At 66.1% G+C, this 18,069-nt stretch carries 15 protein-coding genes; 14 read left to right on the top strand and 1 reads right to left on the bottom strand.

Annotated elements, in window-relative coordinates:
- Positions 1–57: 57 nt before the first annotated feature.
- From ACN5KJ_RS17795 to ACN5KJ_RS17730, 14 genes are all read left to right on the top strand, one after another.
- Positions 58–2,265 (top strand): ABC transporter permease, encoded by a 2,208-nt coding sequence (locus ACN5KJ_RS17795; RefSeq protein ID WP_418595264.1) that lies wholly within the window; start codon positions 58–60, stop codon positions 2,263–2,265.
- The gene (locus tag ACN5KJ_RS17790) at positions 2,262–3,329 is read left to right on the top strand and encodes an ABC transporter ATP-binding protein (protein ID WP_418595263.1); all 1,068 of its coding nucleotides are present in this window, start codon (positions 2,262–2,264) and stop codon (positions 3,327–3,329) included. The genes ACN5KJ_RS17795 and ACN5KJ_RS17790 overlap by 4 nt, the downstream gene beginning before the upstream one ends.
- A complete protein-coding gene (locus ACN5KJ_RS17785; RefSeq protein WP_418595262.1) occupies positions 3,329–4,120 on the top strand; it encodes an inositol monophosphatase family protein in 792 nt (263 codons plus the stop codon). The genes ACN5KJ_RS17790 and ACN5KJ_RS17785 overlap by 1 nt, the downstream gene beginning before the upstream one ends.
- A gap of 358 nt (positions 4,121–4,478) precedes the next feature.
- The gene (locus tag ACN5KJ_RS17780; RefSeq protein ID WP_418595261.1) at positions 4,479–5,777 is read left to right on the top strand and encodes an amidohydrolase family protein; all 1,299 of its coding nucleotides are present in this window, start codon (positions 4,479–4,481) and stop codon (positions 5,775–5,777) included.
- A 25-nt stretch (positions 5,778–5,802) separates the two neighbouring features.
- Positions 5,803–6,711, top strand: coding sequence for a LysR family transcriptional regulator (locus ACN5KJ_RS17775; protein WP_418595260.1), 909 nt, complete (start codon positions 5,803–5,805; stop codon positions 6,709–6,711).
- 494 nt (positions 6,712–7,205) lie between these two features.
- Positions 7,206–7,850: a GntR family transcriptional regulator gene (locus ACN5KJ_RS17770; protein WP_418595259.1), complete on the top strand. Its 645-nt coding sequence runs from the start codon at positions 7,206–7,208 to the stop codon at positions 7,848–7,850.
- Between the two features lie 93 nt (positions 7,851–7,943).
- Positions 7,944–8,807, top strand: a complete 864-nt coding sequence (locus tag ACN5KJ_RS17765) for an FAD binding domain-containing protein (RefSeq protein ID WP_418595258.1) — start codon at positions 7,944–7,946, stop codon at positions 8,805–8,807.
- Positions 8,804–9,301, top strand: a complete 498-nt coding sequence (locus tag ACN5KJ_RS17760) for a (2Fe-2S)-binding protein (RefSeq protein ID WP_418595257.1) — start codon at positions 8,804–8,806, stop codon at positions 9,299–9,301. Before ACN5KJ_RS17765 ends, ACN5KJ_RS17760 begins: the two co-directional genes overlap by 4 nt.
- Complete coding sequence (locus ACN5KJ_RS17755) at positions 9,298–11,610, top strand: xanthine dehydrogenase family protein molybdopterin-binding subunit (RefSeq protein WP_418595256.1); 2,313 nt, start codon at positions 9,298–9,300, stop codon at positions 11,608–11,610. Before ACN5KJ_RS17760 ends, ACN5KJ_RS17755 begins: the two co-directional genes overlap by 4 nt.
- The gene (locus ACN5KJ_RS17750) at positions 11,607–12,656 is read left to right on the top strand and encodes a CobW family GTP-binding protein (protein WP_418595255.1); all 1,050 of its coding nucleotides are present in this window, start codon (positions 11,607–11,609) and stop codon (positions 12,654–12,656) included. Before ACN5KJ_RS17755 ends, ACN5KJ_RS17750 begins: the two co-directional genes overlap by 4 nt.
- Positions 12,657–12,982: 326 nt before the next feature.
- On the top strand, positions 12,983–13,912 hold the full coding sequence (locus ACN5KJ_RS17745) for an amidohydrolase family protein (protein ID WP_347168394.1): 930 nt from the start codon (positions 12,983–12,985) through the stop codon (positions 13,910–13,912).
- A 31-nt stretch (positions 13,913–13,943) separates the two neighbouring features.
- A complete protein-coding gene (locus tag ACN5KJ_RS17740; protein WP_418595254.1) occupies positions 13,944–14,888 on the top strand; it encodes an amidohydrolase family protein in 945 nt (314 codons plus the stop codon).
- A gap of 88 nt (positions 14,889–14,976) precedes the next feature.
- Complete coding sequence (locus tag ACN5KJ_RS17735; protein WP_418595253.1) at positions 14,977–16,368, top strand: UbiD family decarboxylase; 1,392 nt, start codon at positions 14,977–14,979, stop codon at positions 16,366–16,368.
- A 27-nt stretch (positions 16,369–16,395) separates the two neighbouring features.
- Positions 16,396–16,980: a UbiX family flavin prenyltransferase gene (locus ACN5KJ_RS17730; RefSeq protein WP_418595252.1), complete on the top strand. Its 585-nt coding sequence runs from the start codon at positions 16,396–16,398 to the stop codon at positions 16,978–16,980.
- Positions 16,981–17,061: 81 nt separating this feature from the next.
- On the opposite strand, the gene ACN5KJ_RS17725 is transcribed toward ACN5KJ_RS17730, so the two are convergent.
- Positions 17,062–17,973 (bottom strand): DMT family transporter, encoded by a 912-nt coding sequence (locus ACN5KJ_RS17725; RefSeq protein WP_418595251.1) that lies wholly within the window; start codon positions 17,971–17,973, stop codon positions 17,062–17,064.
- Between the last annotated feature and the right edge of the window lie 96 nt (positions 17,974–18,069).

Raw genomic sequence — 18,069 nt, 5'->3', positions numbered from 1 at the left:
TCAGGCGATGCGCCCCGGCAGCGGGGCGCATCCCGACCACTTCAGCCGGACATCGACATGAACACAGACAACCGCAGGCTCGACATGGCCTTGGCGGCCGGGCTTTTCGCAATCGTGGCCCTGCCGTGGTACCGGGTGCGTCAGGGCTTCTTCAGCTTTGACTGGCTGGGCGATTTCGCAAGCTCGGACAAGCTGTGGCCGGGGCTGGCGCAGGCCGCAACGGGGCGCTGGCAACTGTGGCCGTTGCTGGTTCTGCTGGTCGTGGCGGTTGCCCTGCGTGTCCGGCAGGCGCCGGGGAACGCGCGGGGCAGGGCACTGGTGGCCACGGGCGTCGCGGGGCTGACCTGGATGCTGATCGAGGGGCTGTCCATCGGGCTGCGCGGCTGGAACTGGGGCCTGCTGGAAGCGGCGTTTGGCGATGTCGCCGGGCAGCAGGCCTTCGGCGCCGGGGCCGTGGCCCTTGGCACGGTCTTCGCCCTGCTGGTGGCCTTCGGCGCGGCAGAGCGCGGCGCGCTCAAGGGCGATGCCTTTGTCCTGTCGGCGATCATGCTTCTGGTGCTGCTGGTTGGCGTCTTTGTCTTCTACCCGCTGGCATCGATGTTCACCGGAGCCTTTCAGGATTTCGACGGTTCTTTCACCACCGAGGGCGTGCGCAACAATATTTTCGACCCGAAGATCTGGTCCCTGGCCTGCCTTGCGGGCGGCAATTGCGGTGTGGCGTGGCGGACCTTCTTTCTTGCCCTCTGTACCGCCACCGGCACCACCCTGCTGGGGCTTGTCTTCGCGCTGGTCGCGACGCGCACGGGCTTTCGGTTCAAGAAATCCCTGCGCCTGCTGACGGTGCTGCCGATCATCACCCCACCCTTCGTGGTGGGGCTGGCCCTGACCATGCTGCTGGGGCGGCAGGGCACGCTGACGCAATGGATCGAGCTGGCGACGGGCTACGAGCTGGGCCGCTGGCTGTATGGGCTGACGGGGATCTGGATCGCGCAGATGCTGTCCTTCACGCCCATCGCCTTCCTCGTGCTGATCGGCGTGGTCGAGGGGATTTCGCCCTCGATGGAAGAAGCCTCGCAGACCTTGCGCTCGGACCGCTGGCGCACCTTCCGCAAGGTGACGCTGCCGCTGATGGCGCCGGGGCTGGCCAATGCCTTCCTGATCGGCTTCATCGAATCCATGGCCGATTTCGGCAACCCGCTTGTGCTGGGCGGGTCGGGCGGCGTGCTGTCGACAGAGATCTTCTTTGCGGTGGTCGGCGCGCAGAACGATCCGGCGCGCGCGGCGGTCCTTGCCTCGGTGCTGCTGATCTTTACCCTCAGCGCCTTTCTGGCGCAGCGGTTCTGGCTGTCGGGGCGCAATTTCGCCACGGTGACGGGCAAGGGCGACGGCGGGCGGCACGCATCCCTGCCGCGCCGGGTTGCATGGCCGGTCATCGCCGTCGCCGTGGGCTGGGCGCTGTTCACGATCACGGTCTATGCCATGATCCTCTTCGGCGGCTTCGTGAAGACATGGGGGCTGGATCACTCGCTGACGCTGGATCACTACATCCGCGCCTTCGGCGTGAAGATCTCGGACGGCTGGCACTGGACCGGCGTCGCCTGGAGCAGCTTCTGGACGACGATGGAGATCGCGCTGATCGCAGCCCCTCTGACCGCTGCCGTCGGCCTGCTGACCGCATGGCTGATCGTGCGGCAGCGGTTCCCGGGGCGCGGCGCCTTCGAGTTCGCGCTGATGATGAGCTTTGCCATCCCCGGCACGGTGATCGGGATCAGCTACATCATGGCCTTCAACCTGCCGCCCCTGCAGATGACGGGGACGGCGGCGATCCTGATCGCCTGTTTCGTCTTCCGCAACATGCCGGTGGGCGTGCGCGGCGGCGTGGCGGCCATGGCCCAGCTGGACAGCTCGCTGGACGAGGCCTCGCTGACGCTGGGGGCGGGATCGGGGCGGACCATGCGCAAGGTGATCCTGCCGCTGATGCGGCCCGCGATCCTTGCCGCGCTGGTCTACAGCTTCGTGCGGGCGATCACCTCTATCAGCGCGGTGATCTTCCTGGTCAGCGCAAAATACAACATGGCGACGGCCTATATCGTGGGCCTTGTCGAGAACGGCGAATACGGGATCGCCATCGCCTATTCCTCTGTCCTGATCGTGGTGATGATCAGCGTCATCGGCGGCTTCCAGCTGCTGGTCGGAGAGCGTCGGATCGGGCGGCGGGAAGTGAAACAGAAGGCCAAGGCCGCAACACGGGAAGTATCCGCATGAAGACGAGAGGCGCGGTCGAGTTCCGCAACGTGGTCAAGAGGTTCGGACAGTTCACGGCGATCCCGGACCTGTCGCTGTCGATCCAGCCGGGCGAGCTGGTGACGCTGCTGGGGCCGTCGGGCTGTGGCAAGACGACGACGCTGCGGATGCTGGCGGGGCTGGAAAGCCCCACGGCGGGCAGCATCCTGATCGGCGGGCAGGACGTGACCCGCCTGCCGGCGGATCGGCGCGACGTCTCGATGGTGTTCCAGAGCTATGCCCTGTTCCCGCATATGACCGTCGCGCAGAACGTGGCCTACGGGCTGGAGGCCGGCGGCATGAAACCCGCCGAGGCGAAGGACCGCGCCGCAGAGGGCCTGTCGCAGGTGGGCCTTGACGGGCTGGGCGCGCGGCTGCCCGCCGAACTGTCCGGCGGCCAGCAACAGCGGGTCGCGGTGGCCCGGGCGCTGGTTCTGGAGCCGCAGGTGCTGCTGCTGGACGAGCCGCTGTCGAACCTTGACGCGCGGTTGCGGCGGCGCGTGCGGACGGAAATCCGCGAGTTGCAGCAACGGCTTGGCTTCACCGCCGTCTATGTCACCCACGACCAGGAAGAGGCGCTGGCGGTCTCTGACCGGATCGTCGTGATGAAGGATGGCGTGGTGGCGCAGGTGGGATCCCCGCGCGAGCTGTACGAGGCCCCGGCCTCGGAGTTCATCGCGGATTTTATCGGCGAGGCCAATGTGGTGGACGGCACGGTCCTGTCGGTCGATGGCCATGAGGCGCGGGTCGACCTTGGCGGGGCGGTGATCGGGTTGCCCGCCCGCGATCTGTCGCCGGGACCGGCCAGGCTGGCGATGCGCTCGAACGCGGCGCGGGTGCGCGCGGCGGGGCCGGGTATGCCGGGCGTGCCGGGCACGGTGGCCTCTTCGGCCTATCTTGGCGATCACGTCGAATACGAGATCGACGGGCCGCTTGGCCGGATCTTCGTCGTCGATGACGCAAGCGATACACCCTTGCCGGTGGGCACGCCGGTTTCGCTGGACCTGCGCCCGCGCGGTCTTGCCCTGATCCCCGGAGCGGCATGATGCTGGCACATCGTCTGGACGCGGCAGAGCGCATTGCCCGCGAGGCCGGCGCGCTGGCGCTGGATTACTTCAACCGCCGCGACGCGCTGGTGATCGAGCAGAAGCGGCACGTGACGGACCTTGTGTCGGAAGCGGATCGCAACGTCGAAACGCTGATCCGCGAGGCCCTGTCCCGGGCCTTTCCCGAGGATGCCCAGCTGGGCGAGGAACACGGGCTGTCCGAGGGCAGCTCGGGGTTTACCTGGGTGATCGACCCGATCGACGGCACGGCGCCCTACCTGAACGGCCTGCCGGGCTGGTGCGTCTCCATCGGCGGGATGGATGCCGAGGGGCCGGCGCTGGGGGTGATCGTCGCGCCGGTGCTGGGCGAGGTCTTTGTCGCGGCGCGCGGTCTGGGGGCGCGGATGAACGGCGCGCCCATGCGGGTGGCCGAAGGCGACCTGCGGTCCGGCCTGCTGGGTGTGGGCGCCAACGACCGCGTGGCCTCTGACAGGGTGGGGCAGATGCTTGCCGACCTCATGGAGGCGGGATCGAGCTGGACGCGCTACGGGTCCGGCGCGCTGATGCTGGCCTGGGTCGCGGCGGGGAGGCTGGTCGGCTATGCAGAGCCGCGCATGTCGGCCTGGGACTGCATGGCGGCCTATGCGATGATCCTCGAGGCCGGGGGCCGGGTGCTGCCCTTTCCGACGGGGTCCGCGTTCACCCAGCCGCACCCGGTGATGGGCGCCGGGCCCGCGACCTTCGACGAGCTGTCCGGTCTCTGCGCCTTCGGAACCTCCGGGGACTGGTAGCCTGACGGTCCACCGCAGGGGGGCGCGATGCTGGTTGCCCTGCCTGTGATGAGCTCCCCCGCGTCGCCCGGCCATCCTTCACCTTGGCAAGTGCTCGGGGGCGTGGGCAGCGCAGCGGCAAGAGGCAGGGCTTTGTCGGGGTGAAAGCCGCCAGATCGCCTTGCCAGTGCAAGACACGGAAACGCAAGGCGGGGTGGTTCCGTGTTTTGGCCGCCCGAACGGGCGCGGCACATCCGGAAAGGAATTCGCGCGCCTCATATTATTACGGTATCCTTATTAATCAGAAAGTTTATTTAATTTGCAGAAATAGTGGCTCTTGCCTAGGGTTCCGGGGATAGTCAAGCATAAGGACAGGACCATGGGCACCGTCGGCGATCAGCTTTCCTTTCTGGCAGCGAACCGTGAGCGACCGGTCCTGCTTGCGGGCGCCCGGATCACGGGGGCGGGCGATGGGACGGAACAGGCCGATATCCTGATCGGCACCGATGGCCGGATTGCGGCTGTGGGCCCCGATCTGGCGCCGCAGCCGGATATGGTGCGCGTCGATGTCTCCGGGATGCTGATCTCGCCGGGCTTCGTCGACATGCACCAGCATCTGGACAAGACGGGCGTGCTGCGCTTCACGCCCAACCCCTCGGGCACGCTGCAGGGCGCGCGCGAGGCCTTTGCCGCATATGCCCGGACAGCCGGTCCCGAGGATATCACCCTTCGCGCGTCGCGGACCATGGCGCGCTGCCTGTCGCGCGGCACAACCGCGATCCGCAGCCATGTCAATGTCGACAAGGATGCGGGGTTCAACGGGATCGAGGCGCTGGCCCGGCTGCGCGAGGCCTGGGCCGACCGGATGACGCTGCAGCTGGTGGCCTTCATGACCCCGCATCCGGGTCAGGATCTGGACTGGCTGACAGCGAATGTCGATCAGGCTGTCGGCTTTGCCGACGCGGTGGGCGGCACCCCGGCGGTCAGCGAGGATCCGGGGCGCTACATGGACATCCTGTTCGAGGCCGCTGTCCGGGCCGGAAAGCCGATCGACCTGCATCTGGACGAACACCTCGACCCCGGCAACCTGAACATGCATGCGGCGCTCGACCGGGTCGAACGGTTCGGGATGCAGGGCCGGACGGTCTTCAGCCACGTTTCTGTCCTGAGCGCCCTCGAACCCGAGGCGGCGCGCACCATCATGGAGCGGATGATCGAGCTTGACGTGGGGGCCGTGACGCTTCCGGCTGCCAATCTCTATCTTCAGGCCCGCGACCGCACAAAGCTGCCGCCGCGCGGCCTGACCCGGGTGGCCGAGCTGCTGCGTGGCGGCGCCAGGATCGCCACCGCCTCGGACAATATCCAGGATCCGTTTGTGCCGACCGGCACCGGTGACATGCTGGAAATCGCGCGCTGGACGCTGCTGGCGGGCAACCTGATGGCCGACGAGCTGCGCGACGTGCACCGGATGGTCACCGACATCCCCGCCCGGCTGATGGGGCTGGGCGAGGATTACGGCATCCGCCCCGGGGCCTGGGCCGACCTGGTGCTGACCGATTGTGAGGATACCGATACGCTGGTCGCCGGGGGGCCGATGCAGGCGCGGGTGCTGGCGCGCGGTCGGCTGGTGTCGGAAACCGCGACGGTGCTGCCCCGGGCGCTGGCGGAACCCGCCTGACCGTGGCGGGGCCGGGCCGCCGGGGATGAATGTCACGCTGCGCCAGATCCGCGCCTTCCTTGCCGTGGCCGAACTGGGTCGGTTCAACCTGGCCGCCAGCGCGCTTGGGCTGACGCAGGCCGCGGTCAGCCTGCTGATCAAGGATCTGGAGCTGGAGCTGGGCGTCCGCCTGTTCGACCGCCATACCCGCAAGGTGAACCTGACCGACATCGGCATCGATTTTCTGCCGCAGGCCCGCAAGGCGATGGAGGATCTGGATCTTGCCACGCGCAATGTCCGTGAACGCGCCTTGTTGAAGAAGGGCAGGGTGACCGTTGCCAGTTCGATCATCTTCTCCGCCACGACAATCCCCGCGCTGATCGACCGGTTCCTTGAACAGCACCCGGGTATCTCGGTCGGGCTGCGCGACATGCCCGAAGAGGAAATCCGCCCGGCCCTGCTGCGCAACGAGGCCGATATCGCGCTGGGGACGCTGCTGGACGACGACCCCGAGATCGCGTCGCTGCCGGTCAGCAAGGACCGGCTGACGCTGATCTGCCGCGCCGATCACCCGCTGGCCGCGCGGCAGGCGCTTGGATGGGCGGATCTGGCGGACCAGCCGCTGATCGTGCTGGCGCAGGACAATCCGTTGCGCCAGATCGTCGAGCGCACCATGATCGGCGTCGCGCCGGAGTTTCTGCCCGCCTACGACGTCCGGTTTTCGACCACGGCCATCGGCATGGTCGCGGCGGGTCTTGGGGTGACGGTGCTGCCGGAGAACTCGATGGAGCTGACCGCCGCCGCCGGGGTCTGCAGCGTTGCACTGACCGATCCGGTGATCACCCGCAATATCTGCGTCATGGAGCACAAGTGGCGCAGCCTGTCGCCGCCCGCCGAACGCCTGAAAGAGATCCTCCTCGCGGCGTTTCCCGAAACCGTCCCCTCCGCCCCCTAGCCGACGCGACCGGGCCCGCCCCGCTTCCGGGCGGGACTGCGCGCGCCCCCGGGGTGTGGTTCCTGCCGGACAACCCGCTGGTCTGCGCGACGTAGGGCATGGCCCGGCGCCGTCGGGTCTGGCCTTGGGCGACTGGCACGAAAGCCGCCCGGTCCCGCATGCTCAGCCGTGCCCCGCCCTCTGTCTGCGCAGGTGCGGAGCGGTCCCCTGGCCCCGGAGATGCCGGTGCCGGGCGCTGTCTTCCGCAGAACTGTCCCCAAGATTGATTCGATGTGCGCCGCTTGGAGGTGCCGTGTTTCAAGGCTGTCGATCATGCGGGAAATTGGATGTTAATAGAATGAAAAATAACGATAAATAATGTATTGTTGACAATATTACCCGGTGCGGTCTAGCCTGACTTCATGAAAGACGAGGTTGCCGTGACAAAGCCCCAGTTCCGCAGAAAGGCACCTGCGAAAGCCGAACTCAAAAGTGGAATCGACGCGGAAGAGCGCGTGTTTTCGCTGGTGGTCGAGGCGGTCCAGGATCAGCGCCTGAGGGCTGGCGACCGGCTGGTCGAGCGCGAACTCGCGGAAGCGGCGGGCGCGAACCGGCAGGCGATCCGCAACGGGCTGCTGCGCCTCGTTAATGCCGGTCTGGTGGAGATCAGCCGCAACAAGGGCGCCCGCATCGTGCGGCTCAGCGCCGCCGAGGCCGAGCAGGTCTTCGAGGCCCGCATGGTGGTCGAAACCGGGCTGCTGCAGAGTCTGGCACGCAACTACACCGCCGAGGCCAGCGCGGCCCTGCAGGACATCCTGCGCGCCGAAGGGGCGGCCTATGACGAAGGCAACGTGGTGCAGGCGCGGCACCACTCGCGCCGCTTTCACATGGAGATGGGCCGCCTGGCCGGAAACAAGCACCTGTCGCAGCTTTTGTACGACCTGATCAACTGCCAGCCGCTGCTGATGTCCCATCGTCACGGCCGACCGTCGGAGTTCTCGGGTCACAACCTGCATATCAAGACCATGGGCGCATTGGCCCGCGGCGAAGGGGACGAGGCGGTGCATTACAACAACCAGCTTCTGACCGCGCTGAAATCGGAGATGCTGCTGGATATCAAGGCGGCGGACGATCAGGACGGGCCCCCCGGGCCCGGCTAGACAACCCCCGGCGAAGCCCCTGCTCAGGATAAGCGGCCATCACTCAAGCGCCAGCGGCCCGGTTCGAGTCCGCTGCGATCTGAAGGAGGCCAGATGCGACGCTTTGCTTATCATGAACCCTCGACGCTGGAAGAGGCCTCGCGCCTGCTGATCGAGCTGGGCGACAAGGCCCATGTGCTTGCCGGCGGCACCGACCTCTTCGTCGAGATCCGCGAAAGGCTGCGGGACGTCTCTGATGTGGTGAACATCAAGAAGATCCCGGGCATGACCGATATCACCTGGGATCCGAACACCGGGCTGACCTTCGGGGCGCTGATCACCGCGCGGCAGCTGGAAATCCTGCCGGGTGTGCAGCAGACCTATCCGAATTTCGCCGAGGCGCTTCGGCTGCTGGCCTCGATCCAGGTGCGCAACCGGGCCACGGTGGTCGGCAATATCTGCCGCGCCTCACCCTCTGCCGATACCATTCCGCCGCTGCTCGCGGATGGCGCGATCATCCATATCTACACGCCCAAGGGCATGCGCCGGATGCCCCTGGCCGAGTTCTTCACCGGCCCCGGGCGCACGCGGCTGGAGCGTGGCGATATCGTCACCGGCATCGTGCTTCCGGCGCCGACCCCCGGCAGCGGACGCAGCTACCTCAAGCACGGGCGCCGGAAGGCGATGGAGCTGGCCACGGTCGGCGTCGCGGTCAGCCTCGAACGCGACGGCGATCTCTGCACCGATGCCCGGATCGCGCTTGGCGCCGTGGGGCCGACGGTGCTGCGCGCGCCGGGCGCCGAGGCCTTGCTGAAGGGCGCCAGGATCACCGATGCGCTGATCGCACAGGCGGGGGCGCAGGCCATGGCCGAATGCACGCCGATCAGCAACGTGCGCGCCAGCGCCGATTACCGCCGCAACATGGTGGGCGTCCTGACCCGCCGTGCCCTCAGGCAAGCAATGGAGGCGAGCCAATGAAACAGATCGTGGACCTGACCATCAACGGAGACCCCCATAGCCTGGCGGTCGAGGGGCACCGGTCGCTGCTGGATACCCTGCGCGAGGAAGTCGGGCTGACCGGCACCAAGAAGGGCTGCGACGTGGGCGATTGCGGTGCCTGCACCGTGATCGTCGACGGCGCCCCGGTCAACGCCTGCCTGATGCTGGCGGTCGAGGCGCAGGGCCGCACGGTCGAAACCGTCGAGGGCATGCAGAAAAGCATGGAGATCCTGCACCCGCTTCAGGAGGCCTTCATGCGCCACGGCGCCTCGCAATGCGGCTTCTGCACGCCGGGCATCCTGATGATGGCGCAGCAACTGCTGGCTGAAAATCCCGATCCCAGCGACGCAGAGATCCGCTTTGGACTGAGCGGCAATATCTGCCGCTGCACCGGCTACACCAAGATCTTCGACGCCGTGCGCAGTGCCGCGGCGGATATCCGCAACGCCCGCGCGCTGGAGGAAACCGCATGAACAAGCCCACAGGACCCCTGAAGAACGATTTCAGCGTCATCGGCAAGAGCGTCAAGCGCGAAGACGTCATCGAGAAGGTCACCGGCGAAGGCGTCTATGTCGCCGATCTGAAGCCGGTGGGGATGCTCTACGGCAAGATGAAGCGCTCGGACGTGGCCCACGCCCGGATCAAGCGCATCGATGTCAGCAAGGCGCTGGCCTATCCCGGCGTCAAGGCGGTGCTGACCCACAAGGACGTGCCGCGCGTGCTGCACTACGGCTCTCCTCATCCGCGCTCGATCTCCTGCACGAAGGACCAGTACATCCTCGACGACAGGGTGCGCTACTGGGGCGAGGGCGTCGCTGCGGTGGCCGCGATCAGCGAAGAGATCGCCGACGAGGCGCTGGACCTGATCGAGGTCGAATACGAGGAACTGCCCGCGGTCTTCACCCCGGAAGCGGCGATGGCGCCGGATGCGCCCCGGATCCACGATCACGGCCCCGGCGGCAACCTCGTGCTGGCGCCGGTGCAGGTGGAGCGTGGCGATGTCGAGAAGGGCTTTGCCGAGGCGGATTTCATCCTCGAAGGCGAGTATTCCGGGGGCCGTCCGGTGCCCGGCTACATGGAACCCAATGTCTGCCTTGCCGATTGGGACGGCTCCGGCAAGCTGACCTTCTGGACCTCGACGCAGAGCTCTTTCATGGTGCGTGGCATCCTGGCAGAGGTTCTGGGCCTGCCGCGCACCAAGGTGCGGGTGCTTGTCGATCACATGGGCGGCGGGTTCGGCGCCAAGCAGGACTGCTTTCAGCACGAGTTCCTCTGTGCCCTGCTGGCCCGGGCGACACGCAAGCCGGTGCGGATGGAATTCACCCGGCGCGAAACCTTCCTGGCCGGGCGCTCGCGTCACCCGTTCAAGCTGTGGCTGAAGCAGGGCTTTCGCAAGGACGGCACGATCACCGCGCGCGACATGCGGATCGTCTTCGACTCGGGCGCCTACGGGTCGCACAGCCCCGGCGTCACCACGGTCGGCACCAATTCCGCCACGTCGCTCTACCGCTGCGAGAACCTGCGCCTGAACGGGCGCGCGGTCTATACCAACACCCCGATTGCGGGGGCGTTTCGCGGCTACGGCGTGGTGCAGACCTATTACGCGCTCGACATCCAGATGGACGAGGCGGCAGAGCGTCTGGGGCTGGACCCGGCAGAGCTGAAGCTGAAGAACGCCGTGCGCGAGGGCGATATCGCGCCGTCGGGCCATCCCATCGTCGGCCACGGGCTGGAGGCCTGCATCGCCCACGGCACGAAGGTCTTCGACTGGCAGGCCCTGCGGCAGGGCACGCGCTGTCCCGACCCGGCGGCGCCGCATGTCCGCAAGGGCTGGGGGCTGGGCTGCGAGATGCACGGCTCTTCGGCCTATCCCGGGATCAAGGAGCAGGGCAATGCCATCGTCAAGGTCAACGAGGACGGCTCGGTCACGCTGATGACCGGCGCGGCGGGGCTGGGCACGGGGGCGCATACCGCGCTGGCACAGATCGCCGCCGAAGAGCTGAACGTGCCCTTCGAAAGCGTGTCCGTGGTGCACGGCGACACCGACGCGGTGCCCTGGGATATCGGCGCCTTCGCCAGCCACACCACCTACCTTGTGGGCAGCGCCACCCGCATGGCGGCGGCCGAGGCCCGGGCGGGTATCCTGAAACGCGCCGCCGGGATGCTTGAGACCACCGCCGATGCGCTGGATATGGTCGAGGGCCGGATCTACCGGCGCGACAACCCCGATCAGGGCCTGACCGTGGCCGAGGCGATGGGGCCGAAACCGGGCATCCCCTCGGCCAATATCCTTGGCCGGGGCACCTACGAGCCGACGAAGTCCTATTCCTTCGCCGCGCATTTCGTCGAGGTGAGCGTGGACACGGAAACCGGGCTGGTGACGGTGGACCGGGTCGTGCCGGTGCATGACGTCGGCAAGGTGATCCACCCGATTGCCGCCGCGGGCCAGATCGAAGGCGGTATCCAGCAGGGCATCGGCCACACCCTGACCGAGGATTACATCATCGACACCCGGACCGGCCGCTCGCTGAATGCCGGGCTGGTCGACTACAAGATGCCGCTGTCGATGGACATGCCCGATATCGACACGGTGATCCTTGAAGCCGCGCCCGATCCCGGCGGCCCATGGGGCGCCAAGGGGGTTGGCGAAGACCCGATCATCGCCATCGGCCCCGCCATTTCCAACGCCATCTTCGACGCCATCGGGGTGCGCTTCCGCCACTACCCGATCACCCCCGAAGACATTCTGAACGCCTTGGCCGAGAAGGAGCGCCAATCATGATGAACATTCACGAGATTCCCAAGGACAAGCTGCCGATCACCATCCTGACCGGGTTCCTGGGGTCGGGCAAAACCACGCTGCTGAACTACATCCTGACCGAAAAGCACGGCTACCGCATCGCGGTGATCGAAAACGAGTTCGGCGAAGTGGACGTGGACAGCGATCTGGTGCTGGCCTCGGACGAGGAAATCTACCAGATGCAGAACGGCTGCATCTGCTGCTTCGTCGACGTGCGCAACGACTTGATCGACGTGATGAAAAAGCTCCTGGCCCAGAAGGACAAGTTCGATCACATCATCGTCGAGACCTCGGGCCTTGCCGATCCGACGCCTGTGGCGACCGCTTTCTTTGCCGACCGCAGCGTGGCGGACGAGGTCAATCTGGACGCCATCGTGACGCTGGTGGATGCCAAGCATATCGACCAGCATCTCTACGATCCGGTGCTGGACGGGCGCGACAATCAGGCGGTGGACCAGATCGTCGCCGCCGACCGGATCATCGTCAACAAGGTCGATCTTGCCAACGAGGCCGGTCTGGCCAAGCTGGAAGGCGACCTGCGCGGCTTGAACCAGACCGCCGAGATCCTGCGCTCGGAGTTTGGGGTGGTGGATTTGAACAATATCCTCAACGTCAACGGGTTCCAGCCCTCCTATGTCAAGGAGCGCGCCGAGATCCTGCAGATCGACATGAATGGCGAGGATGACCACGACCATCATCACCACCACCATCATCATGGGCATCTGCACGACGAGACCGTGTCCTCGGTCAGCATGACCTTCGACCGGCCCTTCGTGCTGGACAAGCTGCACCGGGTGCTGACCGACTATCTGGACGAGAAGGGCCCGGCGATCTTTCGCACCAAGGGGATCTTGGCGATAGCCGGCGACGACCGCTTTTATGTCCTTCAGGCGGTGCACCAGCTGTTCGACCTGCGCCCGGATCACCCCTGGCAGGACGAAACGCGCCGCTCGAAAATCGTGTTCATCGGCCGTGATCTGGATCGCGACGAGATCGGGCGCAAGCTGTCTTCCTGCCTGGTGGACTGACGCCCCTTCCGCACTGACCCGGACTGAAAAAAGCGGCCCGCGCGATCCGCGCGCGGGCCGCTTGTTGTCGCTTATTATTAAGCAAAAACAAAAGCTTCTGATACTTTCTTATTGACTTGCATTAACTCTGTCCCTAGGCTGGAGCCAGAGTAGAAGCGCAGCCAATTGCTCACCAACCCATTGAGAGGTGAGGCTGCGATGTCGACATTCCCCGCTTTCCCGAACCGGATCGGCCCTGACGGGGCCCGTCCCCGCGCGACGTCCTTCGGGACGCTTCCTGGCGGCGGCGGCATTGCATTCAGGCACCTCATTCCAGGAGGTTCCTCATGATTATCGACCTGAGTTGCTATCCGACGGATCTCGTCGATCTGGCCTGGCGCCATGACGGCGAGCCCTTCACCGGAGAGCGGCTGCTGAAGATGATGGACGGCCCGTTCTACGTGAACGGCAAACCCCGTCGCGTCGACAAGGCGTTCATCCAGCCGCCGCAGGGCAATACGATCTACACCCACGGCATCCACGAAAAAGAAGGCAAGGCCGCGATCCGGGAGTACATGGGCTATACCGAGAAGATGGTCTGCGAGCACCCGGACCGCTTCATCGGCTGCTTCGTCTACAACCCGCGCTACGGCACCCAGAACGGCGCCGAGGAAATCGAACGCTACGTGAAAGAGTTCGATTTCAAGATGGTGCAGTTGCAGGCCAACATGCACGCCTACCGTCCCGACCGGGCGCTGGACTGGCTGCGTCCCGCCATGCGCGTCTGCGCCGACCTTGGGATCATGGTCAAGGTGCATACCGGCGACGGGCCCTACTCGATCCCGACGGAATTCATCCCGATCATCCGCGAGTTCCCCGAGGTGAACTTCATCCTGGCGCACTTCGGCGTGCAGACCGGCGGGGTCTACACCTTCGAGCCGTTCCAGATGGCGATGGACGAACCCAATGTCTACGCCGAAAGCGGCTGGTGCCTGCAGTCGCGGATCGTCGAATTCGCGAAGGAACTGCCCAAGCACAAGATCCTCTTCGGCACCGACACGCCGCCGAACGAGCCGGGCATGTGGATCAACCTGCTTGAGGTTCTGTGCCACGAGCCGCCGCAGGGCCTGAACCTCGATGAGGACACGCTCGAGGATTACCTGGGCAACAACACCGCCCGGATGATCGGGCTGGAGCCCACCGCCCCGCCGAAATCCGTGGCCGAGGCAGAGGCCTATCTGCGGGACAAAGGCGTCGTTCTGGAACCGGCAGAATAAGCCGCCCAAAGACCTTCCGAAGGAGACCAAGATGATTATCGATACCCATCTTCATCCGACCAACCTGGTGGACGAGGCCTGGCGCCACACGGGCGAGCCTTTCACCGGCGAGCGGATGCTGAAAATGATGGATGGCCCCTATATGATCAACGGCAAGCCGCGCCGGATCGACATGGGCTTCATCCAGCCGCCGCCGGGCAATACCGGCTATCGCGACGGCAACCGCATGGGCCGTGAAGGCATTCGCGACTACATGGCCTATGTGTCTGAGCTGTGCCAGAAGTACCCGGACCGCTTCATCGGCAACTTCAACTACAACCCGCGCTGGGGGCCCGAGAACGGGGCCAAGGAGATCGAATTCCATCACAAGGAATACGGTTTCAAGATGATCAAGCTGCACGCCAACATGCATGGCTACCGGCCCGACCGGGCGCTGGAATGGCTGCGCCCGGCGATGGAGATGTGCGCCAAGTACAATATCGTGGTGCTGATCCATACCGGCGACGGGCCCTATACCATCCCGACGATGTTCTATCCGATCATCCGCGAGTTCCCGATGGTCAACTTCATCATCGGCCATTTCGGCATCCAGACCGGCGGCAACTACAGCTTCGAGGCCTTCTGGATGGCGATGGACACGCCCAACGTCTATTGCGAAAGCGGATGGTGCTTCCAGTCGCGGATCGTCGAGTTCGCCCAGCAGCTGCCGAAGGACAAGATCGTCTTCGGCACGGACAGCCCGCCCAACGATCCGGGCATGTGGCTGCGCGAGCTTGAGGTGCTGTGCCACGAGCCGCCGCATGGCATGAACCTGTCGGAGGACGAGCTGGAAGGCTACCTGGGGAACAATATCGCCCGGCTGGTGGGCATCGACACGACCCCGCCGCCCCGCGATCTGAAGGACGCTCAGGCCCGGCTTACCGATACCTATGCCGGCGTCGACCGGGCCACCGGCAAGCTGCTGGAACCGGCCTGACCCGGACCCGGGCGGCGCCGGACCCCGGCGCCGCCTCTGGTCCTTCCACTGTATTCCACGATCTTGCCGACCCCGGGGGACGCCTGACATGCTCATGACCAAAACCGACAGCCATCACCCGCAGGATGTGCGTCACTTTCTGGCCGGATATGCCGCCGCGCACCCCGAGGACGTGATCGAGATCGACAGCGAGGTGTCCGACGACCAGGATGCGACGGCGCTGATCTGGGCGCTGGCGGCGCAGGGCCGACAGCCGCTCTTGCGGCTCAACAGGGTGGCGCATCTTCAGTCGCCGGTGCTGTGCAACGTCTTCGGATCGCGGCAGCGCATCGCGCGGCTGTTCGACACCGACGAGCCGGGGTTGCACGCGGCCTACCAGAAACGCTCGCGCGCCGCGATGCCGTCCAAGGTGGTCGATCACGGGCCGGTGCTGGAGCAGGTGATCTCGGGCGCGGATGTCGACCTGAACCTGCTGCCGATGCTGAAGCATTTCGAGACCGACCGGAAGAAGTACATCACCTCGGGGATCATCCTGGGCGAGGATCCCGACACCGGGATCGGCAACCTGTCCTATCACCGGGCGATGATCCATTCGAAGAACCAGCTGGCGACCTCGCTGCATTCGCGCGGCCACCTGTGGCGGCTGCTGAACATGTCCAAGGAACTGGGCAGGCCGATGCCGGTGGCCATGATCATCGGCGGGCATCCCCTGTTCATGCTTGCCGCCTCGGCGCGGCTTGCCTTCGAAGAGGACGAGCGTGACATCGCGGGCGGGTTGATGGGCGCCCCGCTGGAAGTGGTCGAGACGCCGAAGTACGGCATCCGCGTCCCGGCCCATGCCGAGATCGTGCTGGAGGGGGTGATCGACCACGAGGCCTCGGTCGAGGAAGGGCCGTTCGGCGAGTTCACCGGCTATTCCTCTGACCGGTCGACCAACAACCTGTTCACCGTGGAAACCATCCTGCGCCGCAACGCGCCGATTCTGGTCAGCGTGGCCGGTGGCAATTCCGCCGAACACCTGAACCTTGGCCGCATCCCGCGCGAGGCGGAGATGGTCGAGAAGCTGCGGGCGCGCTTCCCGTCGGTGACGGCGGTGCATTACCCGTCCTCGGGCACGCATTTCCACGCCTATGTGGCGATGAACCAAAGCCGCGAAGGCGAGGCCCGGCAGGTCATGCTGGGGCTGCTGGGATGGGACCAGTACCTGAAGACCGTGATCGTCGTGGATGCGGATGTGGACATCACCCGCGACGAAGAGGTGCTCTGGGCGCTGTCCAGCCATTTCCAGCCGCATCGGGACGTGGTCATCATCGAGGGGCTGCCGGGCAATGCGCTCGACCCCTCGGCCAGCGGTATCGGCACCACGTCACGGATGGGGCTGGACGCGACGCGCGGGCCGGATTTCCACGGCACCCGCGCACTGATCGGCGCCGAGGCGCAAGCGCGCGCGGCGGCGCTTCTGAAGGATATTGGCCGGTAATCTGCCCGTGGCACGGAAGGAACTGACATGACACAGCCAAGGCGCATGATCGTCGGGATTTCCGGGGCTTCGGGGGTGATCTACGGCAAGCGCATGCTTGAAGTCCTGCGCGCGCTGGACATCGAGACCCATCTTGTCATGTCCAATGCCGCGCGCATCACCATGGCGCATGAGTGCGATTTCACGGCAGCCGATCTGGAAGTGCTGGCCGATCACACCCATTCCAACAAGGATATCGGGGCGGGCTGTTCCTCGGGTTCCTTCCGCACCATGGGGATGATCGTGGCGCCCTGCTCGGTCAAGACCATGGCGGAAATCGCCACCGGCACCACCGCCAATCTGCTGTCGCGGGCCGCGGATGTGGTGCTGAAAGAGCGGCGGCGGCTGGTGCTGATGCTGCGCGAGACGCCGCTGCATCTGGGGCATCTGCGCAACATGGCGGCGGTGACAGAGATGGGCGCCATCATCTATCCCCCGGTGCCGGCCTTCTACACCAGGCCGCAAAGCCTGGAGGAGATGGTCGACCACACGGTTGGCCGGGTGCTCGACCTCTTCGATCTGGACAGCGGCACGGTGAAGCGCTGGACCGGCGGCAGGTCCGAGGGGGCCTGACAGCGCGGCGAGCCCGTCTGAAACCACGGATAACCCATGCGCCGGGGCCTGCCCGGCGCGGCCTTCGTTTGCGGCGCGGGTTCAGCCGCGTGCGGGCAGGGCGCGCTGGGGCCCGGCATCCCGGCGGGTCCGGCGGATCACCAGGTAGATGCCGCCGATCACCAGCAGTGTGCCGATTGCCGAGAGGGCGGACATCGTTTCTCCGAAGAACAGCCATGCCTGCAGCATGGTCAGGGGCGGCACCAGGTAGAAGTAGCTGGTCACACGCCCGACCTGATCGCTGCGGATCATCACCATCAGCAGGCTGATCGCCAGCACCGAGAGCCCCAGCACAAGCCAGGCCATGGTCAGCATCAGCGGCCATGTCGGCTCGACTCGCCCGGTTTCGAACAGCAGGGCCAGCGGCAGGGTGACCGCCAGCGCCCCGGCATATTGCACGGTTGTTCCCGCCAGCAGCGGCACCCCGGCGCCGTGGCGCTTTTGCAGCACGGTGCCCGTCGATATGCCCATCAGCGCGATCAGGGTCGCAACCAGCCCCGCGCCATCCGGCGCGCCGTCTTGCGACAGCGCCCCGGCGCCGCCCACGACCAGCAGCAGGCCGAGGAAGCCCACCAGCAACCCGGTGGCCGTGGCGCGGGTCAGCCGCTCGTTCAGCCAGAGCCATCCCAGCAGCGCGGTCAGAAGCGGTTGCATGCCGACGATGATCGCGACCAGCCCGGCCGGGACGCCGCGCGAGATGCTGTAGAAAACGCCGCCCAGATAGGCGCCGTGGATCAGGCTGCCGACCAGAAGCTGGCTGGGGATGTCGCGCGCCGCCAGCAGGGGGCCGCGCCAGAGCAGCAGGCCGAGGCCGAACAGGGCCAGCACCAGAGCGTAGCGCAGGACCAGCAGGAAGAAGGGCTCCATGTAGGGCAGGCCGAACTTTGCGCCGATGAAGCCGGTGCTCCAGATCAGAACGAAGGCGAAGGGAATGAGGCGGGTCAGGGTGGGCATCTGCTGTTTTCCGGTAAGGTCGGGCACCGGGCGGACAAGGAAAGTCCCGGCCGGATATGCCGGCCGGGACTGCTTTGCGAACCGGTGCGGTTCCGT

The organism is Ponticoccus sp. (in: a-proteobacteria), assembly GCF_048381735.1.
Note: the sequence above shows the minus strand (reverse complement) of the source record. Positions and strands in the feature narration are given on the sequence as shown.